This is a genomic window from Rhodococcus sp. OS5 (assembly GCF_056837585.1).
The window spans coordinates 2,348,027-2,372,272 of record NZ_CM166368.1 but is presented as its reverse complement, the minus strand read 5'-3'; the positions used below and the strand labels follow the sequence as shown (position 1 = coordinate 2,372,272).

The following is a 24,246-nucleotide window of genomic DNA, read 5'->3' as shown; positions in this document are numbered from 1 at the left end:
TCCGTGTGCCTAGAAGCTATGCGTCCAGCGTACAGTCGCCGGCGGCGGCGGAGATGCACGTCTGGATGCGCTCGCCCTCCGCGTGCTGTTTCCCCGAGCGTAGATCGATCGCGTGGCCGGCAACGAGAGGTACGACACACGTCTGGCAGATGCCCATGCGGCAACCGAACGGCATCAAGGCACCGGACTGCTCGCCTGCCTCCAGAAGCGTCGTCGCACCGTCGACGGTGATCGTCTTACCCGACTTCTCGAACGTGACCGTGCCACCGTCGGCCGAAGCGTCGATGCGCGATACGGCGAACCGCTCCATGTGGAGTCGATCCTCGATGCCTTCCGCCTTCCAGACGTCTTCGAGCTCGTCGAGCAACGGGAGGGGTCCGCACGCCCAGGTGTGGCGCTCGCGCCAGTCGGGGCAGACCGTGTCGAGAGAACTGAGTTTGAACTTTCCGTCACGTCGCGTGAGTTGAACGTGGCTCACGAAGTCCTCGTGCTCGGCGTGCAGTGCTGTGAGTTCGTCGGCGAACATCACGTCGGATTCCGTCGGAGCCGAGTGGATGTGCATGACGTCGGGCAATTGACCGCGCCGGTTCATCGTCCGCAACATGCCCATGACCGGAGTGATGCCACTGCCGGCAGTGATGAACAAGATCTTCTCCGGTGGCGGATCCGGCAACGCGAAGTTGCCCGAAGGCGTGGCCAGTCGAACGATGGTTCCCGACGGCACGGCCCCGCTGACGAGGTGGCTCGAGAGAAAGCCCTCGGGCATGGCCTTGACCGCGATGGAAATGCGCTTGTTCTCCCAGTTGGGAGGCGAGGTAAGTGAGTACGACCGCCAATGCCAACGGCCGTCGATATGCAGACCGATGCCGATGTACTGCCCTGGCTGGTAGTTGAAGTCGAATCCCCAACCCGGCTTGATGACGATGGTCGCCGAGTCCGTGGTCTCGGGCCGGACTTCGACGATCTGACCACGCAGCTCGCGCGCGGACCACAACGGATTCGCGAGGTGAAGATAGTCGTCGGGAAGCAATGGTGTGGTCAGCCGAGCCGCCGCACCGCGAAGCAGATTGAGCTTCGACCGCGCTGCCGGAACTACCGACGCTGCCGGTGCCTCGATCCAGTCCTTCAGACCCATCAGACCTCCACCTCTCACCTTCCGAACCCACTGCCTACGGTACCGTAGGTTATCAGGTTACGGTACCGTAGGTTACTTCACGGTAAGCACATTCACAGCAGGTCGAGCAAGAACGGCAACTCCTGCGCGGCGTACCACGCCAACTCGTGGTCCTCCGCGTCACCGAGCGTGAACTCGGCATCGGCGTCACCGAGATCCGCCGCGTCGACTATGCCAGCAGCGCGCTCGATGTCCGATTCTGCCTGTTCGAGGTCGACATGCACAGATGCAACCTGAGCCATCGTGACAGGACCCGCCAATCGGACTACCGAATCGTCGAGATCGGGCCGTAACTTCACATCGGCATCGTCGACGTCGGCGGCAACGACAGCACGCCGGAAGGTGACGTCACCCTCGGTTCCGGCGATCAGTCGCAGCGACGCACGCGCAGCCTCACCCATGGCGACCTCGGCCAACTCGTCGTCGTCCCCCGCCGCGTACGACTCACGCAGAGTCGGGGTGACCGCAAAAGCCGTCCGGCTCATAGGGTCGAACTCCTGATCTGCGACCAACTGCTGCAAAATCTCGACCGTCGCCGGTACGTACACCCTCATGAGACCACCTTCATGCTCGTTCGTCACCGACTCGCATCCGTCAATTCCTCGAGTGACTCGAAGATCAGCGAACGAACGACGTCGACGTCCGACATCGCGTCACGGTCGGCATTCAAACCGTAGTAGACATTTCCGTCGTACGACGTCAGGGCGATGCTGAGTGTCTGATTCTTGAGCAGTGGCGACACGGGATACATCTCGAGCATCCGAGCACCACCGAGGTAAAGCGGAAATTGCGGCCCTGGCGCATTGGTGATCATCAAGTTGAACATTCGCTGCGACAGACTACTGGCCGCGCGGGAGCTCATCGCATGCAGCGTCGCCGGCGCAAACCCGGACATTCGCACCATCGTCTGCGCGGTGACCCGCCGACCCTGACGCGCGAATGCCTCCGTCGCATGGGCCACGTGCGAGAGCCGAACCACCGCGTTGGGTTCACCGACAGGCAGGTCGATGAGGAACGAGGAAACATGTCCGGGCGCTTGCGGATCGTCGACGTCAGGACTCTCCGGGCCGTCGGTGTAGACCGACATGGGCACCATCGCTCGCACGATGGTCGCCTCGGTCACCGGTTCACCGCGCGAGAGCAACCAGTTCCGCATCGCACCTGCGATGACGGTCAGAATCACGTCGTTGATCTCGCACCCGTACCGCGCACGAATGCGTCGATAGTCCTCCAGAGACGTCTTGGCCACCGCAAGGCGTCGATTGCGCGAAATGGTGGCGTTGAGCGGGCTCGACGGGGCTACCTGCGTCGCCGTTCGAACCACTTCCGCGAGTTTCCCGAGTGCACTCACAGCCTCGGTGACGGACGTGGTCACGTCGTTGAACGCTGCACGCGCCCGTGCGATCCCCTCCCCCGGGCTCGTCACGAGATCCGCCAGTGCACTGACCAACAAGCTGGTATCGCTCGGCGGCCTGGCGGGCATCCACAATTCTTCGGGGCCTGGCGCTCGATTCTTCTCCGGATCGAAGATCACCTGACTGATCTCTGGAGCCGCCTCGCCGTCCACCAACGACGAATGAGACTTCGTGAAGATGGCAAATCTGTTTCTGGTCAGCCCCTCGACCAGGTACATCTCCCACAACGGCCTCGTGCTGTCGAGTGGTCTCGACGTCAGCCGCGCGATCAGATCCATCAGCTGTTCGTCGGAACCCGGTTTGGGCAGAGCAGATCGGCGTACGTGATAAGTGATGTCGAAATCCGAGTCGTCCACCCAGACGGGGCGGGCCAGACCGAACGCCACCTCGCGAACTCTCTGTCGGTACCGCGGAACCGATCCGAGCCGCTCTTCGACAAGTCGAAGCAACTCCTCGTGATCGATCCCGTTTCGCAGTTGCCTGAAGATCCCCAACGAGCCGACATGCATCGGCGTCGTCCCGGCTTCGAGGAAGTAGAAAGCGGCATCCTGAGTCGTCAGTCTGTTCACCATGGCTTCGTGTCCCCTCCTTCGCCGAGATCGAACAGAATCGACAACTCCTCGATGGTCGATTCCGAGCCGACGTGATGGACCCCGACCATCCCGACGGCCACAGCCGCCCGGACGTTGATTTCGAGATCATCCACGAAAACGAAATCCTCCGGCTCGACGCCCAAACGACTCGCTGCCAAAAGATAGATCTCGGCGTCGGGCTTTGCCATCTCGACATCACCGGACAAGATCACGTCGTCGACCAAGACCCCGTCGCCGAGATCCCGCAACCACTGAGCACTGGCGCCGCCGGGATCGTTGCTGACGATTCCCGTCACGATTCCGCGGGCCTTCACCGCGCGCACGACCGCGCTCAAGCCGTCGAGATCCGATCCCGGACCGAACAGCACGCCACCGACATCCAACAGAAGTCCCCGCACGCCATCACCCTAAGTCGCGATGGTGATCACGGCGACATCTCGAGCGATTCGTGTCATGCTTCTCACCATCGCTCGGGGGAGCGAAGTCCGAGACAGCTGTCTCGGACGCAGGATCATCCGGGGGGATGTCATGAAGCAGGACTGCAAGATCGTTCTCGAGCCGGCGCCGCAATTCGAGCCTCACCCGCATACCGTCGTGCTGTCGCGGCCACAGTGCCGGCCAGACCGAACGCAGTGCCGAACAGACCGGATGCTGCGTCGCCCGCGAAAGACGCCACACAACGGAACGTCGCCCAGTACCGGATTCACTCACGCTCCGGAACCGCGGCTGGTAGGTGCCGACATCTTCTGGAACCGATCACTACGTCTGGTTCTCGAAACCGTCGACCGACGACGAAATCCACGGCAGCTCAAGGGCGTATTGACGCCGTCCGCCCTGGAAGTTGTTGCGAGACTTTACACTTCGGATTTCTCGGCCCGGAAGCTGGGCGGCGCGGCCGTTCACCGCACCCACGTTCAAGCAGTGTCGGAGAGTACCGCCGAAGTCTGTGCGACGTACACACGAGGCACGCAGACTTTTGCCGTCGCAGGCCGGATCGACCACACAGACGAAACAGGCTGGACGGTCACCGCACTACACGTGGTGTGACCGTCCAGCCTGCCGAGTACTGACTGCGCTAATACCTCAGCGCTTGCGCTTGGACTTCGGAGCTCGATTGCTCTTCGACTGCGTCCGTGCGGCTTCACGACGTTCGCGACGAGAGGCGGCACCGTCGCCGGTGTCGGCAGCCGAGTCACGTGTTGCCTTTGCCTTGCCGTCCTCGTCCGGGCCGGTGTACGTCAGACGCGACGGACCTTCGTCGTCAAGTCCCTTGGCGCGCAACGCCGTCGGGGCGGCAGTTCCGGCTGTCCTGGCCGCAGCTTCCTGCGTCGGGAGCGGCTTGGGCGCCGTGGCGGACGCCGCGGCGGCAGAGCCCGCGGTGACGGAAATTCCACTTGCGGGCTGAGCCGGAGCTGCCTCGACCTGCAGGTTGAAGAGGAATCCGACGGACTCTTCCTTCAATCCGTCGAGCATGCCGATGAACATGTCGTAACCCTCGCGCTGGTACTCGACCAGCGGATCGCGCTGGGCCATCGCACGCAGACCGATTCCCTCCTTGAGGTAATCCATCTCGTAGAGATGCTCACGCCACTTACGGTCCAGGACCGAGAGGAAGACACGACGCTCGAGTTCACGCATACCGTTTTCGCCGGCGATCGCATCGATCTCGGCTTCGCGCTTCTTGTACGCCGCGTGGGCGTCTTCGAGCAAAGCGGTTCGCAGGTCGTCACGGCTCAGGTCACTGTTGATGCCTGCGCCGTCCTCCCCGGCCAACGTCTTGTGATCGATGCCGACCGGGTACAGCGTCTTCAGCGCCGTCCACAGCTGCTCGAGATCCCAGTCCTCGACGTATCCCTCGGCGGTGGCACCGTCGACGTAGGCGGTGACCACGTCAGTGATCATCTGCTCGACCTGGCCTTCCATGTCCTCACCCTCGAGGATCTGGCGGCGCTCCTTGTAGATGACCGTTCGCTGCTGGTTCATGACCTCGTCGTACTTGAGGACATTCTTGCGAATTTCGAAGTTCTGCTGCTCCACCTGGGTCTGAGCGCTCTTGATGGCCTTCGAGACCATTTTGGCTTCGATCGGGACGTCGTCGGGCAGGTTCAGGCGCGTCATGATCGACTCGAGTGCCGAACCGTTGAAGCGGCGCATGAGCTCGTCACCGAGCGAGAGGTAGAACCGCGATTCGCCGGGATCACCCTGACGTCCGGAACGACCACGCAACTGATTGTCGATTCGGCGCGATTCGTGACGCTCGGTGCCCAGGACGTACAGGCCGCCGGCATCACGGACCTTCTCGGCGTCTGCCTTGACCTCAGCCTTGACCTCGTCCAGGACTGCGTCCCAGGCTGCTTCGTACTCGTCCGGCGTCGTGACCGGGTCGAGGCCCTTCTTGCGCAGCGCGATGTCCGCGATGATGTCCGGGTTACCACCGAGCACGACGTCGGTACCGCGGCCGGCCATGTTGGTCGCGACGGTGACCGCGCCGGAGCGACCGGCCTCGGCGATGATGGTCGCTTCCTTCTCGTGGAACTTGGCGTTGAGGACGTTGTGGGCAACGCCGCGCTTGGTGAACTGCTTGGACAGGTACTCCGAGCGCTCGACGCTGGTGGTACCGATCAGGACGGGCTGGCCGTTCTCGTGGCGCTCGACGACGTCGTCGACCACCGCGTCGAACTTGGCTTCCTCGGTCTTGTAGATGAGGTCGCCGTTGTCGACTCGGACCATCGGACGGTTGGTCGGGATCGGGATCACACCGAGCGTGTAAGTCTGGTGAAGCTCGGCAGCTTCCGTCTCGGCGGTACCCGTCATGCCCGACAACTTGTCGTACAGACGGAAGTAGTTCTGCAGGGTGATGGTGGCAAGGGTCTGGTTCTCCGCCTTGATCTCCACCTTCTCCTTGGCCTCGATCGCCTGGTGCATGCCCTCGTTGTAGCGGCGGCCGACCAGCACGCGGCCGGTGAACTCGTCGACGATGATGACCTCACCGTCGCGGACGATGTAGTCCTTGTCCTTGGTGTAGAGCTCTTTGGCCTTGATCGCGTTGTTCAAGTAGCTCACCAGCGGCGAATTCGCGGCTTCGTACAGGTTGTCGATACCGAGCTGGTCCTCGACCAGTTCGACGCCCGCCTCGTGCACACCGATGGTGCGCTTGCGGATGTCGACCTCGTAGTGAACGTCCTTCTTCAGCAGCGGCGCGATGCGCGCGAACTCGCTGTACCACTTGCTGGAGCCGTCGGCCGGGCCCGAGATGATGAGGGGGGTTCGGGCTTCGTCGATGAGGATCGAGTCGACCTCGTCCACGATGGCAAACGCATGGCCACGCTGGACCAGGTCGTCCAACGAATGCGTCATGTTGTCGCGCAGGTAGTCGAAGCCGAACTCGTTGTTGGTGCCGTACGTGATGTCGGCTGCGTAGGCGACGCGGCGCTCGGCCGGCGTCATGCCCGAGAGAATCACACTGGTCTCGAGGCCGAGGGCGCGGTGAACGCGGCCCATCCACTCGGAGTCACGCTTGGCGAGGTAGTCGTTGACCGTCACCACGTGGACGCCGTCACCCGCGATCGCGTTCAGGTATGCCGGAAGAACACAGGTCAGGGTCTTGCCCTCACCGGTCTTCATCTCGGCGACGTTGCCGAAGTGCAGGGCCGCGCCGCCCATGATCTGCACGTGGAAGTGCTTCTGGTCGATCACGCGCCACGACGCCTCGCGGGCAACCGAGAATGCCTCGGGTAGCAACTCGTCGAGAGTTTCCCCGGCGGCATAGCGCTCACGGAACTCGGTGGTCTTGGCTTTGAGTTGCTCGTCTGTCAGGCCTTCGACATCGGGCGACAGAGATTCCACATGCTCGGCGATGTGCTTGAGCCGCTTGACCATGCGACCTTCACCAACACGGAGCAGCTTCGATAGCGACAGCGACGGCACAGTCTTCTTCGTCCTCAATCTTCGGCGACAGGGGGTCACACACTGAAAATCCGGCCGGGGTCCGAAAACTCCGGCCGGATTCCATGGTAGGCGCTACCGGCGGCGAGCGAGCAAACCCACCACCGATTGGGTCATGTCAGGCGGATCAATCCGTAGTCGAAAGCGTGACGACGGTAGACGACGGACGGCTTGTCCGACTCCTTGTCATGGAAGAGAAAGAAGTCGTGTCCGACCAGTTCCATCTCGTAGAGAGCGTCGTCGATGGTCATCGGCTCGGCCGGGTGATCCTTCGTGCGGACCACGCGTCCCGGGCCGTCGTACTCGTCCGGCTCTTGACCGTTCAGCGAAATGTCCGGTGTGACTCCGAGTGAGTCTGCGTCGACGAGGGAGGCGGTTGCCTCCGCGACGGACACCGGTCGCTTGTCGCCGTAATGGACCTTCTTGCGGTCCTTGGTTCGACGGAGGCGACTCTCGAGCTTGTCGATCACCGATTCGAAGGCGGCGTAGAAGCTGTCTGCGGACGCTTCGGCTCGGGCCACCGGGCCTTTACCTCGAGCGGTGATCTCGACGCGCTGGCAACTCTTGGCCTGTCGTCGGTTGCGTTCATGTTGGAGTTCCACGTCGAAGTGGAATATGGAGGGGTCGAAGTGTTCGAGTCGCGCCAGCTTTTCCGAAACGTAGATTCGGAAGTGATCGGGGATCTCGACATTTCGTCCCTTGACTACGACGTCGGATCTCGGAGCTGCGGCATTCTCGGAACGCTCGATGGTGGCGTCCTCGATGAAAAACGAGGCTTGCGAAGGGGTCGTCACTCGTACCTCCCAATTACGGCCCCGCCCCACGGTGGGCGGCGGCAAATTCTGCAAGTACCGAGAGGGGATCCGCCCGGCACCAGTATCGAAGTACCACCTCCTACCAGTATTTTCGGGTGTGCCGCCGACGCTAGTACGTAACGCGCGCGAGTGCCACTGTTCCAACGAAATTCATCTAAGCCCCTGCAAGGACAAGCACGAGAGTTGTCCGAATCCCACTGAGCGAGAGGGCCCGAACCGACTCTGCCGCAGTCGCTCCCGTGGTGAGGACGTCGTCGAGCAGGACGATGTCACTGTCCCCGGCGATCGAAGAGATCGCAGTGGTGTCGAGAGACACATGACCGTTCACGTTGGTCACCCGGTCGGCCGCGGACAGTCCCACCGAGTCACGTACACCTCGCGTCATCCGGAGAATCGGACAGACACGTACCGGACGCCCCGCGACAGAACCAATTTCCCGCTTTCCGCGCACACTTTCGGCTATCCGGCGAACCGGATCACCCCCGCGAGATCGCGCCGCTCGGGCGCGCGTGGGAGCCGGCACCAGCACGATCGGCGGACGACCCCCGCTGCCGAGCTCGCCCCACCGTTCCAGAGTGGCCAACGCATCGGCCACAGCGATCCCCAGAGGCATCGCGAGGTCCCGACGACCCCGTTCCTTCATCTCGATCACACTGCGCCGCCTGGGGCCGTCGTAGCGGCCGAGTGCCCAGACGGGCACGCCCGGATCCACGCGCGGACTCAGTTGAAGCGGATGATCGCGCAGCAGTTCCGCGCACTCACCGCACCACAGAGTCCCCGAGCGGCCACACCCACCACACTCGCGTGGCAACAGCAGGTCGAGCAGACCGGCACCGAATTTCTTGTCCCCCATGGCCGAATCATGAACCTGAGCACCGACATGCATCAGAGCGCAGACATTCACCAGAGCGCAGAGGCGTCAGCCAGGCAGAACCGGAATCGCCTTCTGTCCGGTCAGCACGGTCACCTCACGCCAGCGGCGATCCCCGGCGGGGTCGTTGTTGTTCAGTTGGAACACCGCACGCGCGTCGGCGACGTACTCGGTGGTCGGCGACGCATCCACGGAGGTGACGGGAGCGGTCAGGTTTCCACTCGGCAGCGCGTCCATTCGTGAGCCGTCGATCGCGACCTGGACGACCGGTATGTCGGCTCCACTGCGCGCGATCACGATGGTGTCGCTGTTGCTCCAGTCGAGTGAGAGCGCGGTACTGCCCAAGCCGGAGGCCACTGCGCGTGGACTCGTCAGGGCATAGACCCCGCTGGCGGTGCGCACGACCACAGCCAGGTAGACCTTGCCGTCGATGATCATCGCCGCTCGCACGCCGTCCCGCGACAGACGCAGTTCCGAGATCGTCGAACCGACCGACGTCAGGGCCCCGACATCGACGTTGGTGACCGACACCCGGCCGGTGCCTGGTTCACGGACGACCCGAACGACGGTATTGCCGTTCACAGCCGTCCAGACCGCGTTGTTGTCCAGCTCCCACGAGGGCCTGGTGATGGCGCTGCCTTCGAGTACCGGAACGGACCCTTCGCCGTATGTCCCGAGCGACAAGTCGAATCTTGTGCCGGGATCCGGCCGAGCGGTGTCCGCGACGGCTGCCACCAACTTGCCGTCCCGTGAGAGAGCAGCCGCCGTGAGGTTGCCCGCATTGCCCGCGAAACCGGGCACCGGAGTCGCCTCTTGCTCGGTGACACTCACCAGTGAACCGTTGCGCAGTGCATGCAGTCCGACGGTTGCACTCGTGGTGGCCAGTGGGTTGGTGGATGCGACGTCGGCGGTGGTCCAGCCGTCGGCATGAGCCGCGTCCAGCGGTTCGCCGTCGATCTCCAGAACGTACGGCCCTGCCACATCGGCGTTGGCGAGCGTCCAAATGACCTGTGCTGCAAACAAACCGCGAGTAGCAGCATCCATCGGGTTGTCAAGGCGGAAGTTGATGCGCACACCACCGAGACCGACTCCGACCTGTCCCGGCTTACCGTCGGCCTTGGTGATCGGACCGATCACCGACACGCCATTGCCCAGTTCGTTTCGCACAGCCGGCGCCAGCGCTGCCTTCGGTCCGTCGATCATCAGACCGATCAGCTGAGCCGCCACCTGGTCCTGCCCGCCGGAGATCCAGCGAAGATCGGGGACGACCGTCTGGCTGGTGGGGTCGAGGAAGAACAACGACTTCCGCTGGTAAGCGCCGAGGAACTGCGGACGCTCCATGATCACGCCGGGAGGCAGATCACTGATCCGCCATTCGCCGTCGGTCAACGCCAGGGTCATCCTCGCTTCGAAGCTGCCCTCTTCGGGAACGTACAGTCCTCCCGGGTCGAGGCGACCGACCTTGTTCACACGAATCGTGTAGACGGCTTCGGTGCTGGTGCGAGAAACCGAGAGCACATCGACCTTGTCGACGATGACAGCACTTGCCGCGTCGTCCCAACGCGCCGAAGCGTCCTTGGTCAGGTACTGACGGGCTGCGGCGTGCCGGTTGGACGGATCGGTACTCGCCTTGACGAAGTCACGTACCAGCAGGTCCGGCTCTCGCCCCGATGCCGGTGATTCGACGGAGGTTCCGGGCACGGCTGTCGCCAGAGTTCCGATTGCTTGTGGCGACGAGGACTCCGGCAAACTCGCGCATGCACCGGTCAGCAACAGAACGCTCAGGGTTGTTGCGAGAAGTCCCAGACGACGGCGGGTTCCGATCATGATCGATCCCCACCGTTGGACTCGTTCCGTGAGTCAGTTTCGCGCGGAGTCGGCAAGGACGATGTGACCTCGCCGACGGTATCGGCGACGATGTCGGCTTCGCTCGGCGTGCGGACGAATTTGGTGGTCGTCGGCTTGAGTGGCAGCGGACTCGACACGACTTTCTTGCCACGGGTGCGCGAGAGCGTCAGCCGGAAGCAGGCTCCGACTCCCGGTTCGCCCCAGGCCTCGAGCTTGCCGTCGTGCAGATTCGCGTCTTCGACACTGATCGCGAGGCCGAGTCCGGTGCCGCCACTGCGGCGCACGCGGGACGGGTCCGATCGCCAGAACCGGTTGAAGACCAACTTCTCCTCGCCCGGACGCAACCCGACGCCACTGTCGCGGACGATGAAGGCGAGGGCATTGTCGTCGGCGCGAAGGCGAAGCAGAATCGGCTTCCCCTCACCGTGGTCGATGGCGTTGGCAAGGAGATTTCGCAGGATGCGTTCGACGCGGCGCGGATCGACATCTGCCATGACCGGCTCGTCGGGCATGTCCACGATCAGTTCGGTGCCGGATTCGCGGGCGAGATGGCGAACCGTGGAAACCGCCGCTCGCGCACACATACGGACGTCGAGTTGTTCGGACGCAAGTTCCGCGACACCGGCGTCGTGACGGGAGATCTCGAGGAGGTCCGCCAGTAGCCCTTCGAACCTGTCCAGTTCGGCGACAAGCAGTTCCGACGACCGACGCAGCATGGGGTCGAGGTTCTCGCTGCCGTCGTAGATCAGGTCGGCTGCCATCCGGACCGTGGTCAGTGGTGTGCGCAGTTCATGGCTGACATCGGAGGTGAAGCGCTTCTGGAGGCTGCCGAACTCCTCCAGCTGGGTGATCTGTTTGGACAGACTCTCGGCCATCTCGTTGAAGGACATGGCCAGGCGCGCCATGTCGTCCTCGCCGCGGACCGGCATTCGTTCCTTGAGTCGGCCGTCTGCGAAACGCACCGCGATTCGCGAGGCCGACCGGATGGGAAGCACGACCTGTCTGGCAACCAACAGCGAAATCGCCGCCAAGAGCACCAGCAACACGGCTCCACCGATCAGCAGGGTGCTTCGAACAAGAGACAGACTTCGGTCTTCGCTGGCGAGCGGGAAGATCAGATACAGCTCGAGTCCCGATATCGACGACGCGGTGGGGCTACCGATGATCAGCGCCGGTCCGGAGTAACCGTTCGGGTTGGACACCGTCGCGAATTGGTAACTGATCTGGCCGCGTTTGACGAACTCGCGAAGGTTGTCGGGGATCTGATCGACCGGTCCCGAACTCGTCGGCTGGCGCGGCCCGTCCCCTGGCACGATGAGCACCGGGTCGAAGGTGCCGGCCGACCCGGAGGCCTGGCCCGAGGTCTGGTTTCGACGGCTCGTCAGTCCGGATGCAGCGCTTTCCAATTGAACGTTGAGCGCCGTCGAATCGTCGACGCCCGCCAGTTGGTCTTCGACGATGCCGCGGGCTCGGTCCATTTCCTCGGTCGCCGCGGTGATCTTCGTTTCCAACAGCCGATCGGTGATCTGGCTGGTCAGCACGACACCGAGAATGACGATGACGATCAAGGACAACGTCAAAGTCGAGACGACCACTCGCAATTGGAGCGAACGTCGCCACGTGTGCGCGAGGGTGTTGCTCATCGAGTGACACCACCGCAGAAATGGCGTCAGCCGTCGGTTGAGACGACGACGCCACCTGGAAACTCCGCTCACGGCGGTCCGGCCTTGTAGCCGACCCCCCTGACCGTCAGAACCACTTCGGGATTCTCGGGATCAGTTTCGACCTTGGCGCGCAAACGCTGAACGTGCACGTTCACCAGGCGGGTGTCGGCGGCGTGGCGGTATCCCCACACCTGCTCGAGGAGGACTTCACGGGTGAACACCTGGCGCGGCTTGCGCGCCAATGCGACCAGCAGGTCGAATTCGAGTGGTGTGAGCGAGATCTGCTCGCTGCCGCGGCTGACCTTGTGTGCCGGAACGTCGATCACGATGTCGGCGATGCTCAGCAGTTCGGCCGGCTCCTCTTCCGTACGGCGCAGGCGAGCACGCACCCGCGCCACCAGCTCCTTCGGCTTGAACGGCTTCATGATGTAGTCGTCCGCACCGGATTCGAGGCCGAGCACGACGTCGACGGTGTCGGTCTTGGCCGTCAACATCACGATGGGCACGCCGGAATCCGCACGCAGAACTCGGCATACGTCGATCCCGTTCATTCCGGGAAGCATGAGATCGAGCAGGACGAGGTCGGGCCGGGTCTCACGCACTGCCGCGAGCGCCAGGGTTCCGTCGCCTACCACGTAGGGATCGAAACCCTCACCACGCAGCACGATCGTGAGCATCTCGGCGAGTGCCGTGTCGTCGTCGACAACCAGAATCCTTGGTTTCATATCCCTATCGTTGCATCTCGGAGCGATGAATCAGACCGTTACGAGGCCGTGCGGCGTGCCGCGTCTTTCCCTCTACTGTGCCGGAAAGTTCGAATCCCGGCCGCAAGGGTGACCGATCACGCGAAATCCGCGAGCCTGCGCGCCAGTTCGCCCGGGTCCGTCTCCGGCCCCACGATCCACCAGGGCGAGACCCAGTCCGTCGCTGCCAACTGCTTGTAGAGCTCACCGGTTCTGGCCTGCAGGCCGCCGTCGCGCTCGTAGGCGTCGAGCTGACGCGACGCGTCCTCGGCCTCACGCGAGCGGGCACGCTGCCCGGCCAGAGCTACCGGTACGTCGAGGTACAACTGCAGATCGGGAGCGGGAAGAGCGAGTCGACCCAACTCCAATTCACGGACCCAGGCGACCATCTCGCCGTCCACGCCCTGATGCGCGCGCGCCGCGTTGTAGGCGGCGTTGGACGCCACGTAGCGATCGAGGAGAACAATGTCGTTGGCGGACAACAGGTCCGAGATCCGATCCGCCGCACCCGCGCGGTCCAGGGCGAACAGGACTGCCATCGCGTTCACGGATTCAGCCAGGTCTCCGTGCGATCCTTTGAGTGCCTCGGCAGCAAGATCCGCGTGGATCGACTTCCCGTACCGCGGAAAATCCAGAGTCGCGATCGACGTGCCGCCGCGGCGGAGTTCGCTCTCCACTTTGCCGATCAACGTTCGCTTTCCAGCGCCGTCGAGGCCTTCCAATGCCACCAGTGTTCCCACGGCGGACAAGCCTATCCCCCGGCCTGCTTGCGCAGACCGGGGGACGGCGGCCACTACATCCTCAGCGACGAATCACCGGGTCAGTAGCGGTAGTGCTCGGGCTTGTACGGGCCTTCGACGTCGACGCCGATGTACTCTGCCTGATCCTTCGTGAGCTTGGTCAGCGTGCCACCGAGTGCCTCGACGTGGATCTTGGCGACCTTCTCGTCGAGGTGCTTCGGGAGGCGGTAGACCTCGTTGTCGTACTCGTCCGGCTTCGTCCACAGTTCGATCTGCGCGATGACCTGGTTGGAGAAGCTGTTGCTCATCACGAACGACGGGTGGCCCGTCGCGTTGCCGAGGTTGAGCAGGCGGCCTTCGGACAGCACGATGATCGAGTGGCCGTCGGCGAACGTGAACTCGTCGACCTGCGGCTTGATGTTGATCCGCGTGACGTCGCCGGACTTCTCGAGGCCGGCCATGTCGATCTCGTTGTCGAAGTGACCGATGTTGCCCAGGATGGCCTGATGCTTCATGGCCTTCATGTGCTCGAACGTGATGATGTCCTTGTTACCGGTGGACGTGATCACGATGTCGGCCCAGCCGATGGCCTGCTCGACTGTCTTGACCTCGAAGCCGTCCATGAGCGCCTGCAGGGCGTTGATGGGGTCGACCTCGGTGACCGCGACGCGAGCGCCCTGGCCGCGAAGTGCCTCGGCACAACCCTTGCCGACGTCTCCGTAACCGCAGACCAGCGCAGCCTTGCCGCCGATCAGAACGTCGGTGCCGCGGTTGATGCCGTCGAGCAGCGAGTGGCGCGTGCCGTACTTGTTGTCGAACTTGCTCTTGGTGACCGAGTCGTTGACGTTGATAGCGGGGAACGTGAGTTCACCGGCAGCGGCAACCTGGTACAGGCGCAGAACGCCCGTGGTGGTCTCCTCGGTGACGCCCTGGACGGACTCGGCGATTGCCGTCCACTTGCCCTTGTCGGACTCGAGGGACTGACGCAGAAGTGCAAGGAAGACCTTGTACTCGTCGGAATCCTGGTCGTCGTCCGTCGGCGGGACGACGCCGGCCTTCTCGAACTGTGCGCCCTTGAGCACCAGCATGGTGGCGTCGCCGCCATCGTCGAGAATCATGTTGGCAGGCTCACCCGGCCAGGTCAGCATCTGCTCGGCCGCCCACCAGTACTCTTCGAGAGTTTCACCCTTCCAGGCGAAAACCGGAACGCCCTTGGGCTCTTCCGGGGTGCCGTGCGGACCGACGACGATGGCGGCGGCAGCGTGATCCTGCGTGGAGAAGATGTTGCATGAAGCCCAGCGGACCTCGGCGCCGAGCGCGGTCAGCGTCTCGATCAGCACCGCGGTCTGAATGGTCATGTGCAGCGAGCCGGAAACGCGAGCGCCCTTGAGCGGCAACACCTCTGCGTATTCGCGACGAAGCGCCATGAGGCCGGGCATCTCGTGCTCTGCCAGACGGATTTCCTTGCGACCGAACTCCGCGAGCGAAAGATCTGCAACTTTGAAGTCGATGCCGTTACGGCTCTCGGCCACGGGCGTTGTTGAAACTGAGGTCGTCATCTGCCTCTCCTGGTTGACGTGCATACTCTGCACAAGCCTATCGGTGTACCAGGCTATCGGTTAGACGCCCTCTCCCGCCCGCCCCTCTACTGCGCGGCCCTCGCGCGCCACGTCGATGAACGGCCCGAGCAGTATGCCCAGATCCTCCGCCACCGAAGCCTCGGACTCCGGCGGCATCGAAATGTAGCTCAGCCCGAGACGCGCAATCGCCCTGGCCAGAATTCCGGCGTCGGCGGGTGACGCCTGTATCCACCCTCGCTGGAAACTCTCCGCAAGCCGCGACGACGCGCGCTCGATGATGACCGCACTGTCGGTGGTGATCAGGCGAAGCAGGTCCGGCTTGGCCTCACCGGTGAGCAGAGAGATCACCAACGGGTCGGTTGCACTGGAGGCGAAAAACGATCCGAAACCCGCCGTCAACGCCTCGACTGCACGTCCGTCGTTCGCCACCATGGCCTCGTCCACCGCGTCGACGAAGCCGTCAGCAAGGCGAAGCGCGTACGCCTCGGCAAGCCCTTGCCTCGAGCCGAACTCGTTGTAGAGCGTCTGACGACTCACACCGGCATGCTTGGCCAGAACCGTCAGCGTCACCTCGGACCAGTCGCGCTCGGTCAACAACTCACGCATCGAATCGAGCACCGACGTACGCAGCAGCAGGCGCGACGCTTCTTTCTGCGGCAGACGAGTGGGCGTCGAAGTCATGGTGACGACACTACCGCCGCACCTAGGGCCGTTCGACGCCGACGCATCTCACCGTCGTTCGACCTCAACCATGAAGAAGTCGCTCTTCGCCGCCCCGCAGTCCGGGCAACTCCAGTCTTCGGGAATGTCGTCCCAGCGAGTGCCCGGTTCGATACCGTCCTCCGGCCAGCCGACTGCCTCGTCGTACTCGAAGCCGCATTGCGCGCACTGATACAGCTTGTAGTCGTTCATGATTCACTCCCCGCCGTTGCCGGCATCGGCTCGAAGTCCAGCTTTTCCCTCACGCCGCAGTCCGGACAGCACCAGTCGTCCGGCACGGCATCCCACGGCGTGCCCGCCGGAAACCCTTCTCGTGGTGCACCCTTCGATTCGTCGTAGACGTATTCACACACCGGGCATCGATAGCTGCTCATCACGCTGCTCCGTACCGAGCAAGGATGCGATCACGCTTGGACGGCTGAACGTTGACGCGGGTGATGTCGCCGCCGTAGTGCGCAAGGACTTTGGGATCCATCACTTTTCGCCACAGCGGTGGAACGTAGGCGAGGATGATCATGCTCGCGTACCCACTGGGTAGGTTGGGCGCACCGTCCATGCTTCGAAGCGTCTGATACCGACGCGTCGGGTTCGCGTGATGATCGCTGTGACGCTGGAGGTGATACAGGAAGATGTTGGTGCAGATGTGATCACTGTTCCAACTGTGCTCCGGTGCTGCACGCTCGTACCGCCCGCTGTCCAGACGACGACGCTTCAGTCCGTAATGTTCGAGGTAGTTGACGGTTTCGAGCAGACAGAATCCGAACACGGCCTGCAGCACCAGGAACGGCAGTACCGAGAGGCCGAAGACGGCGACGAGGACACCGAACAGTACGACGGACATCAACCACGAATGCAGGACGTCGTTGCGAATTGTCCACGGCTTCTTACCCAGTCGATCGAGTCTGGCCTTTTCCAGGGACCACGACGAGCGCAGAGATCCCCACACACTGCGCGGCAGGAAGGTCCAGAAGCTCTCACCGAAGCGAGACGACGCCGGATCCTCGGGCGTGGCGACGCGCACGTGGTGTCCACGATTGTGCTCGATGTAGAAGTGGCCGTAAAACGACTGCGCCAGAGTGATCTTCGACAACCAGCGTTCGAGATCGTCCTTCTTGTGACCGAGCTCGTGTGCGGTGTTGATCCCGATTCCTGCGACACAACCGATACTGATCGCCAGACCGATCTTGGAGATCAGCCCAAGTCCCCCGTCGATTCCGAGCCAGGACAGATCGGTCGCCGACCAGAGGTAGCAGGCCAGGACCAGGCTGACCAACTGGAACGGTATGTAGATGTAGGTGCAATACCGGTAGTACTTGTCGTTCTCGAGGCGCTCCATCACTTCGTCCGGCGGATTCTCGCCGTCCGGGCCGAAGAAGATGTCGAGGATCGGGAGCAGGATGTAGACGAGAAGCGGCCCGATCCACCACCACACCGGCGAGACCGCATTCCATCCGAGACTGTTGAACAACGCGACCAATCCGACGGCGATGAAGACCGCCGTCGGCGGCACGAGGCCGAGCAGCCAGAGGTATCTCTTCTTGTCACGCCACTGCTCGGGCGGGAGCGTCTGGCCGGATTGCGAGTCCACGTGCGTCGACACGGTCTACCTCCTCGATTCGGACCGACCCGAAAACTGTGAGTCAGTTCACTATGAGGTAGACAGTACTACTGATTTTGTACAAGTGATAGACGAATCATAAACTTTGTACATCTACTCGATTTCGCCGCGTTCACGCTTCCCGATCATCGAATGCTGCCTGCTGTAGGCAAAATAGATGACAACGCCGAGGGCCATCCAGACCACGAACCTCATCCAGGTCTCCACCGACAGGTTGAACATCAGCCACAGACACGCGAGGACGGCCAGAATCGGGACCAGCGGGACCAGCGGCACCCTGAATCCGCGAGGTAGGTCGGGACGCGTCCGACGGAGCACGAGAACCCCGATCGAGACGAGAACAAAAGCGAACAGTGTGCCGATGTTGACCATTTCCTCGAGGGTGCCGATCGGAAAAACGCCGGCGAGCACCGCGACCACGACGCCGACCAAGATCGTGATCCGCACAGGGGTTCCGTGCTTGCCGGTCGGTGCCAGGCGTCGTGGCATCAGACCGTCGCGTGCCATCGCGAAGAGCACCCTGGTCTGCCCGAGCATCAGCACCATCACCACTGTCGTGAGACCGGCCAAAGCGCCGAACGAGATGACGTTTTTCGCCCACGTGATGTCGTGGAAAGCGAATGCCGTTGCCAGGTTGGAGGTATCGCCCTCGAGCTCGGTGTATTTCACCATCCCCGTCAGCACCAGTGTCACCGCCACGTACAGAACCGTGACGATCAGGAGAGAACCCAGGATGCCGCGTGGCAGCGCCTTCTGCGGCTCCTTCGCCTCCTCCGCCGTCGTGGCGACGACGTCGAAGCCGATGAACGCGAAGAACACCAGACTGGCTGCCGCGAGCAATCCGTACCACCCGAACGTGCTGCCACCGGCCCCGGTCACGTACGAGAACAACGACTGGTGGATGCCCTCTCCCGTCGAGCCCGGCTCCGACGGCGGAATGTACGGCGAGTAGTTGTCGGTGTCGATGTAGAACAGACCGACGATGATCACCAGCAACACCACCGCGACCTTGATCGCCGTGATCACCAGTGACACCCTCGACGAGAGTTTTGTGCCGGTCGCGAGCAGGATCGTGATGACAGCGATCACCAGCACCGCACCCCAGTCGAACGATATCGGCCCCAACTCGACGATCGGGCTGCGTGAGCCCATCACTTCGCCGAGGTACAGCGACCAGCCTTTGGCGACCACCGAAGACGCCAAGGCGAATTCGAGGATGAGATCCCAGCCGATGATCCAGGCGACGAATTCGCCGAACGTCGCGTACGAGAACGTGTACGCGCTACCGGCAACCGGGACCGTCGACGCGAATTCGGCGTAACACAGCGCTGCCAGTCCGCAGGCGATGGCGGCAATGACGAACGCGAGCGAGACCGACGGCCCGGCGACATTTCCCGCCGTCCGAGCCGTGAGTGTGAAGATGCCCGCACCGATGACGACTGCGACACCGAACACCGTGAGATCCCACGAGTTCAGTTCTTTCCGGAGTTTGGTTTCCGGCTCGTCAGTGTCCTTGATGGACTGCTCGATCGATTTGGTTCGAAACAGCTTCGACCGTCCAGATCCGGCCTGCTCGTCCTTGACAGCCATTGCCGCCTCCTTGCTGGGGACCAGCAGGTCCCACCATGGGCAAGTAGAGAGATGGCATCAGCCTAAGCCCGCAGGCGCAGCTTTGTTCAGGGTTTGTCGGGAGCCTGTAGATCTGTTTCAGGGCGATCTCCTGCGCTGAGACGATCCAGGTCCGGCTCGAGGTAGATCACCCGCGCCGCAGGCACTGCAGCGCGCACGCGAGACTCGGCCTCGTCGATCGCCGTCGCCACATCCGAGATCGTCGATCCGATCGGCACCGCAACCTTGGCAGCAACAAGGATCTCCTCGGGACCCAGGTACTGCGTCTTGCAATGAATGACGCGTTCGATACGAGTTCCGTCGACCAGGGCGTTGAGGATCAGTTCGGTCTCCACCGCCGTTGCGCCCTCACCGATCAGCAGCGACTGCATTTCGATGATCAGAATGATCGCGATGATGCCGAGCAGGGCACCGATGCACAGAGTTCCGATGCCGTCGAAGACCGGATTTCCGGTCACCATCGTGAGACCGACGCCGCCGAGTGCAAGGACGAGACCGATCAATGCGCCGGTGTCCTCGAGCAGCACAACCGGGAGTTCCGGGCTACGAGAGGTTCGGATGAAGTTCCACCACGACGCATTTCCCTTGAGCGGTCGTGATTCCTTCGCTGCGGTCCGGAAGCTGTAGCCCTCCAGGCAGATCGCGATGAACAGGATCGCGATTGCCACGAAAGCCGAATTGAGTTCTTCCGGATGCTGAATCTTGTGAATGCCTTCGTAGATCGCGAACAGCGAACCTAGGGTGAAGAGCACCAGTGCAACGACGAACGAATAGAAGTATCGGTTGCGCCCGTAGCCGAACGGGTGCAGTTGATCCGCGTCACGTTCTGCCTTCTTCTGCCCCAGGAGCAGCAAACCCTGATTGGACGTGTCGGCCACCGAGTGCACCGATTCGGCGAGCATCGACGACGATCCGGTGATCAAGAATCCGGCGAACTTGGCTACGGCAATTCCGGCATTGGCTCCGAGGGCCGCCAGAATTGCCTTCTTGCCACCATGAGCCGACACAATGTCTCCTAGTTTCCGACTACGGCACTGAAAACCTGCGCAGTCGGGGTCCGTGTGCTCAGGTGTATCGCAGGCTCGTCGGCAGCGATCCACGCCGCGCGGCCTCGATCGAGGTCGAGAGTGTCGGCGCCGCACGTCGCAGTGACCGCGCCGTCGGTGCAGATCAGAATCCGCGGGCCTGAAGCGTCGACGACGATGTCCGTGGAATTAGCGTCGAACTCCAGACGCGTCAAACGAAATTCGGGCGCCGGCGTGACGTACTCGTATCTACCTGATCCTGACTGACCTGATCCAGATGACGGGGCCGGATCGAGCACTTCGATATCGGCCCCGACGAAGTCCAGAACCCTCAGCAATTCGGGCACGTCGACGTGCTTCGGTGTCAGCCCGCCGCGCAGAACGTTGTCGGAGTTGGCCATGATCTCGACCGCGAGTCCATGGAGATACGCGTGGAGATTGCCGGCAGCGAGAAACAGTCCTTGGCCGGGCTCGAGGGTGACGCGGTTGAGCAGCAGTGCCGCCAGAACACCGGCGTCGCCGGGGTACGCCTCGCTCAATTCCAGCGCGGTGCGGATCTCGGTCACGAATTCGGCGTCGTGGTGCGCGACGTAGGTGATGCACCCGGCAAGTACGGCAGGGAGCAAGGTCCCGAGCACCGTGGACGGCAGCGTGATCCATGTCGTGAACAACGCCCGCAGTCCGTCGGAATCGGGTTGGCCTTCGAGCAGACCGATGTACGGCTCCAACTCGTCGACGGCCAGAGCGCGCAGCAGTTTGACAGTCCGCGTCGGCTCGCGGAATCCGGCAAGCGCTTCGAATCTGCTGAGCGCGACAACGAGTTCGGGCTTGTGGCTGCCGTCCTTGTAGTTGCGAATCGGCGATTCCATGGGAACGCCGAGTGCGTTCTCACGACGAAAACCCTCGTCGGCTTGAACGGCGCTGGGGTGCGCTTGAAGCGACAGCGGTTCTTCCGCCGCAAGCAGCTTGAGCAGGAATGGGAGTCGCTCACCGAATGCCTCGAGGTTCTCACGGCCGAGTTCGCGTTCGGGTTCGCGGTGCAGGACCTCGAGCAACGACTCGCTTCCGGATTCGGTGATCACGCGCGCCGGGTCACCCGGGTGCGCGCCCAACCACAATTCCGCTTCGGGATGATTCGACGGAGTCGAAAGACCGCGTAGTTCGGCAATTGCCGTTCGCGAGCCCCACGCGTAAGAACGAAGTGCACCTTCGAGTTCACGCACTTACTTCGCACCGCCCGTCAACTGCACGTACGCCGCGGCCATGTCTACTCGAGACGCCAACACGAATACCTGCTCCATCTCCGATATGACCACGTTGGTCTGGTCTTCGTCTGCCGCAACCACCAGGTCGGCGTCAGCCAGTGCGTCCATCCGGCGCCTCGCCTCCCCGCGCGTGGATTCGGTCGCGAAGACGAACGCCCGCGCCGGCGGGGTCGGCAGCGCGCCGTCGAGTTGCGGATCGTGAAAGAAGGGGTCGTGGAACACCGAATCACGTGAAGCTGCGTCCGGCGCGAACAGTGCCCGCGCCGAACGAATCACCTCGGATATCTCGGCGGCAGCGGCGTTCAGGCCGGAGCTCATCAACGCAACGCTCGAGAACTCTGCGAGTGCTGTTGTCACGGAACCACTTCCACACAGAACGACTCGCCGGCCGCTCATCCTGGTGGCCAACGACTTGGCCGGGTTGTGGAATACCTCGTTGGCAGGTCCGTCCCGCAGCGCCTCCGCATCAACTGCGTCGGCGATTCGACCGAGCACCGCCGAACGGTCCTCGATCGATCCCTTGCCCTCGATTTCGGCGGCAACCGCGAGGAAGACGGCGAGGAACCGCGTCATAGTGTGCCGGGGCGAGGCGTAGAGCCGCGGTGGCAAGGGCATGGTGCGCCCGGCCGCCACGGCTCGCATGGGCCCTTCGTCGGGAACGGCGACAACAACCTCGGCGCCGCGGCGTACGGCACTGTCAACGGATTCGACGAGGCGTGGATCACCGGCATCGTCACCGGCGACGACGATCACGTCCAATGGCCCGGCCCACGACGGCGTCCGGTCGAGAACGAGGAGCGGGCAACCGACCGAATCTCCGACGAGAGCAAGCGCGATCCTGGCTCCGTGCCGGGCGCCACCCGCGCCGGCGATGAGTACGACGCTGCGCGGACGCAGACCGGCCAATCGGGAGATCACACCCTCACCGACGGCCGACGCGGTGGCCCGAATCTGTGCGCCGCCCATGGCTACAGACCGCAGTAGCCCTTCCGAATCGGCAGCTGACAAACCCTCGCTGTCGTCGAGGTCGAGAAGCGGCATCGGCGCTGTCATCTCACCGCACCCCCTTCTCCGTTAGCAGTTCCCGCACCATCCAGCATTCCAGCTCCACGCGGTCCGTGGTGGCAAAGCCCTCGTTCCCGAGGCCGTCGTTCCTGAGATAGTCCCCCAACTATCCCAGGGCTTCGGCTCACCGACAAACCGATCAGACTCGGATTCAAGCCCGGACGATCGCCAGAATTTCGTTCACCAATGCGTCGACATCGGCGGACGTGGGTGCTTCGACGTTGAGTCGCAGCAGTGGTTCGGTGTTGGACGCGCGCAAGTTGAACCAGGCATTTCCCTCGAGACTGACCGTGACACCGTCGAGGCGATCCACCGACTCGGTGCGGTCGGCAAATGCCGCCAGTACAGCGGCCGTACGATCTGCCGCGTCAGCCACGGTGGAGTTGATCTCGCCCGAGGCCGCGTAGCGGGTGTACTCCGCCATCAACTCGGAGAGCGGACGATCCTGCTCGCCCAGTGCGGCGAGTACGTGCAGCGCCGCGAGCATGCCGGAGTCGGCGCCCCAGAAGTCGCGGAAGTAGTAGTGAGCGGAGTGCTCGCCGCCGAACACCGCACCGGTCTCGGCCATCTCCTGCTTGATGAACGAGTGGCCGACTCGGGTACGAATAGCGACGCCGCCGAGTTCTTCGACCAGTTCGGGCACTGCCCGTGACGTGATCAGGTTGTGGATGATCGACGCGCCCGGTTCCTTCGCGAGTTCGCGCTTGGCGACAAGTGCCGTCACCGCGGACGGCGAGACCGGGTCGCCCTTCTCGTCTACGACGAAGCAACGGTCCGCGTCACCGTCGAACGCCAAGCCGATGTCCGCTCCGGTTTCGCGCACGTAGGCCTGCAGGTCGACGAGGTTGGCCGGATCGAGCGGATTGGCTTCGTGGTTGGGGAACGTGCCGTCGAGCTCGAAGTAGAGCGGCAGGACGTCGAGGGGCATCGGCCCGAATACGGCCGGCGCGGTATGGCCGCCCATACCGTTGCCTGCATCGACTGCGACCTTCAGCGGGCGCAACGCAGCCAGGTCGACCAATCCGCGGAGGTAGCTCGCGTATTCCTCGAGGACGTCCTTGGTGCTGGCGGTGCCTGCCGGTCCGTCGTACGCGGGAACACCCGAGACGACCTCGGCAGAGATGACTGCGAGGCCGGTGTCCTGACCGACCGGCTTGGCGCCGGCCCGACACATCTTGATGCCGTTGTACTTGGCGGGATTGTGGCTCGCCGTGAACATCGCGCCCGGGCAGTTCAGCAAACCGGATGCAAAGTAGAGCTCGTCGGTCGACGCCAATCCGATGTAGACGACGTCGAGCCCTTGAGCAAGCACGCCGTCACCGAAAGCCGAAGACAGTGTGGGCGACGATGCGCGCATGTCGTAGCCGATCACAACCGTCGTGGCGGCGCCGGCCTCGTCGCGGACCAGGCGGGCGAACGACGCACCGACGTCGCGGACAAAATCTTCGTCGATCTGCTCACCGACCACACCGCGTACGTCGTACGCCTTGATGATTGCAGCAACCGACTCGGCTGTTCGCCCCACTGAAAACTCTC

The 24,246-nt window shown here is 63.0% G+C and carries 22 protein-coding genes; 1 reads left to right on the top strand and 21 read right to left on the bottom strand.

Annotation, left to right across the window (positions count from 1 at the left end):
• Positions 1–16: 16 nt before the first annotated feature.
• The 4 genes from ACVZUB_RS11190 to ACVZUB_RS11175 all read right to left on the bottom strand — a co-directional run bounded on the left by ACVZUB_RS11190 (position 17) and on the right by ACVZUB_RS11175 (position 3,580).
• Complete coding sequence (locus tag ACVZUB_RS11190; RefSeq protein ID WP_003940928.1) at positions 17–1,135, bottom strand: ferredoxin reductase; 1,119 nt, start codon at positions 1,133–1,135, stop codon at positions 17–19.
• Positions 1,136–1,227: 92 nt separating this feature from the next.
• Entirely contained in the window at positions 1,228–1,728 is a 501-nt protein-coding gene (locus tag ACVZUB_RS11185; RefSeq protein ID WP_030535010.1) for a DUF6912 family protein, read from the bottom strand.
• A 23-nt stretch (positions 1,729–1,751) separates the two neighbouring features.
• The gene (locus tag ACVZUB_RS11180; protein WP_007731194.1) at positions 1,752–3,161 is read right to left on the bottom strand and encodes a WS/DGAT/MGAT family O-acyltransferase; all 1,410 of its coding nucleotides are present in this window, start codon (positions 3,159–3,161) and stop codon (positions 1,752–1,754) included.
• Entirely contained in the window at positions 3,155–3,580 is a 426-nt protein-coding gene (locus ACVZUB_RS11175) for an HAD-IA family hydrolase (protein ID WP_003940859.1), read from the bottom strand. Before ACVZUB_RS11175 ends, ACVZUB_RS11180 begins: the two co-directional genes overlap by 7 nt.
• A gap of 130 nt (positions 3,581–3,710) precedes the next feature.
• Here ACVZUB_RS11175 and ACVZUB_RS11170 point away from each other — a divergent pair, with 130 nt between their 5' ends.
• Positions 3,711–4,229, top strand: coding sequence for an Rv3235 family protein (locus tag ACVZUB_RS11170; RefSeq protein ID WP_482628422.1), 519 nt, complete (start codon positions 3,711–3,713; stop codon positions 4,227–4,229).
• A gap of 36 nt (positions 4,230–4,265) precedes the next feature.
• On the opposite strand, the gene secA is transcribed toward ACVZUB_RS11170, so the two are convergent.
• The 17 genes from secA to ACVZUB_RS11085 form a co-directional block, all read right to left on the bottom strand.
• Positions 4,266–7,109, bottom strand: a complete 2,844-nt coding sequence (gene secA / locus ACVZUB_RS11165) for a preprotein translocase subunit SecA (RefSeq protein WP_007731191.1) — start codon at positions 7,107–7,109, stop codon at positions 4,266–4,268.
• Between the two features lie 131 nt (positions 7,110–7,240).
• Entirely contained in the window at positions 7,241–7,921 is a 681-nt protein-coding gene (gene hpf / locus ACVZUB_RS11160; RefSeq protein ID WP_003940893.1) for a ribosome hibernation-promoting factor, HPF/YfiA family, read from the bottom strand.
• A 175-nt stretch (positions 7,922–8,096) separates the two neighbouring features.
• Positions 8,097–8,828, bottom strand: coding sequence for a ComF family protein (locus tag ACVZUB_RS11155; protein WP_054826505.1), 732 nt, complete (start codon positions 8,826–8,828; stop codon positions 8,097–8,099).
• A 33-nt stretch (positions 8,829–8,861) separates the two neighbouring features.
• On the bottom strand, positions 8,862–10,640 hold the full coding sequence (gene lpqB / locus ACVZUB_RS11150) for an MtrAB system accessory lipoprotein LpqB (RefSeq protein ID WP_042450111.1): 1,779 nt from the start codon (positions 10,638–10,640) through the stop codon (positions 8,862–8,864).
• Positions 10,637–12,376 (bottom strand): MtrAB system histidine kinase MtrB, encoded by a 1,740-nt coding sequence (gene mtrB, locus ACVZUB_RS11145; protein WP_042450112.1) that lies wholly within the window; start codon positions 12,374–12,376, stop codon positions 10,637–10,639. Before mtrB ends, lpqB begins: the two co-directional genes overlap by 4 nt.
• Entirely contained in the window at positions 12,373–13,050 is a 678-nt protein-coding gene (mtrA, locus tag ACVZUB_RS11140; protein ID WP_003941013.1) for an MtrAB system response regulator MtrA, read from the bottom strand. The genes mtrB and mtrA overlap by 4 nt, the downstream gene beginning before the upstream one ends.
• A 116-nt stretch (positions 13,051–13,166) precedes the next feature.
• Positions 13,167–13,808, bottom strand: a complete 642-nt coding sequence (locus ACVZUB_RS11135) for a dTMP kinase (protein WP_482628421.1) — start codon at positions 13,806–13,808, stop codon at positions 13,167–13,169.
• Between the two features lie 80 nt (positions 13,809–13,888).
• A complete protein-coding gene (gene ahcY, locus ACVZUB_RS11130; RefSeq protein ID WP_003940766.1) occupies positions 13,889–15,367 on the bottom strand; it encodes an adenosylhomocysteinase in 1,479 nt (492 codons plus the stop codon).
• Between the two features lie 60 nt (positions 15,368–15,427).
• Positions 15,428–16,069, bottom strand: coding sequence for a TetR/AcrR family transcriptional regulator (locus ACVZUB_RS11125; RefSeq protein WP_003941024.1), 642 nt, complete (start codon positions 16,067–16,069; stop codon positions 15,428–15,430).
• 48 nt (positions 16,070–16,117) lie between these two features.
• Positions 16,118–16,300 carry a rubredoxin gene (locus ACVZUB_RS11120; RefSeq protein WP_003940894.1) on the bottom strand — a complete coding sequence of 61 codons (183 nt, stop codon included), beginning with the start codon at positions 16,298–16,300 and terminating at the stop codon, positions 16,118–16,120.
• Positions 16,297–16,482: a rubredoxin gene (locus ACVZUB_RS11115; protein WP_003940827.1), complete on the bottom strand. Its 186-nt coding sequence runs from the start codon at positions 16,480–16,482 to the stop codon at positions 16,297–16,299. The genes ACVZUB_RS11120 and ACVZUB_RS11115 overlap by 4 nt, the downstream gene beginning before the upstream one ends.
• Entirely contained in the window at positions 16,482–17,708 is a 1,227-nt protein-coding gene (locus ACVZUB_RS11110) for an alkane 1-monooxygenase (protein WP_030535014.1), read from the bottom strand. Before ACVZUB_RS11110 ends, ACVZUB_RS11115 begins: the two co-directional genes overlap by 1 nt.
• Before the next feature lie 111 nt (positions 17,709–17,819).
• On the bottom strand, positions 17,820–19,316 hold the full coding sequence (locus tag ACVZUB_RS11105; RefSeq protein ID WP_030535015.1) for an amino acid permease: 1,497 nt from the start codon (positions 19,314–19,316) through the stop codon (positions 17,820–17,822).
• A gap of 86 nt (positions 19,317–19,402) precedes the next feature.
• Complete coding sequence (locus ACVZUB_RS11100) at positions 19,403–20,362, bottom strand: cation diffusion facilitator family transporter (protein WP_482628420.1); 960 nt, start codon at positions 20,360–20,362, stop codon at positions 19,403–19,405.
• 8 nt (positions 20,363–20,370) lie between these two features.
• Positions 20,371–21,603, bottom strand: a complete 1,233-nt coding sequence (gene manA / locus ACVZUB_RS11095) for a mannose-6-phosphate isomerase, class I (protein ID WP_063316634.1) — start codon at positions 21,601–21,603, stop codon at positions 20,371–20,373.
• Positions 21,604–22,698, bottom strand: coding sequence for a tobH protein (locus tag ACVZUB_RS11090; RefSeq protein WP_217018684.1), 1,095 nt, complete (start codon positions 22,696–22,698; stop codon positions 21,604–21,606).
• 163 nt (positions 22,699–22,861) lie between these two features.
• Positions 22,862–24,235: a phosphomannomutase/phosphoglucomutase gene (locus ACVZUB_RS11085; RefSeq protein WP_003941022.1), complete on the bottom strand. Its 1,374-nt coding sequence runs from the start codon at positions 24,233–24,235 to the stop codon at positions 22,862–22,864.
• Positions 24,236–24,246: the final 11 nt, after the last annotated feature.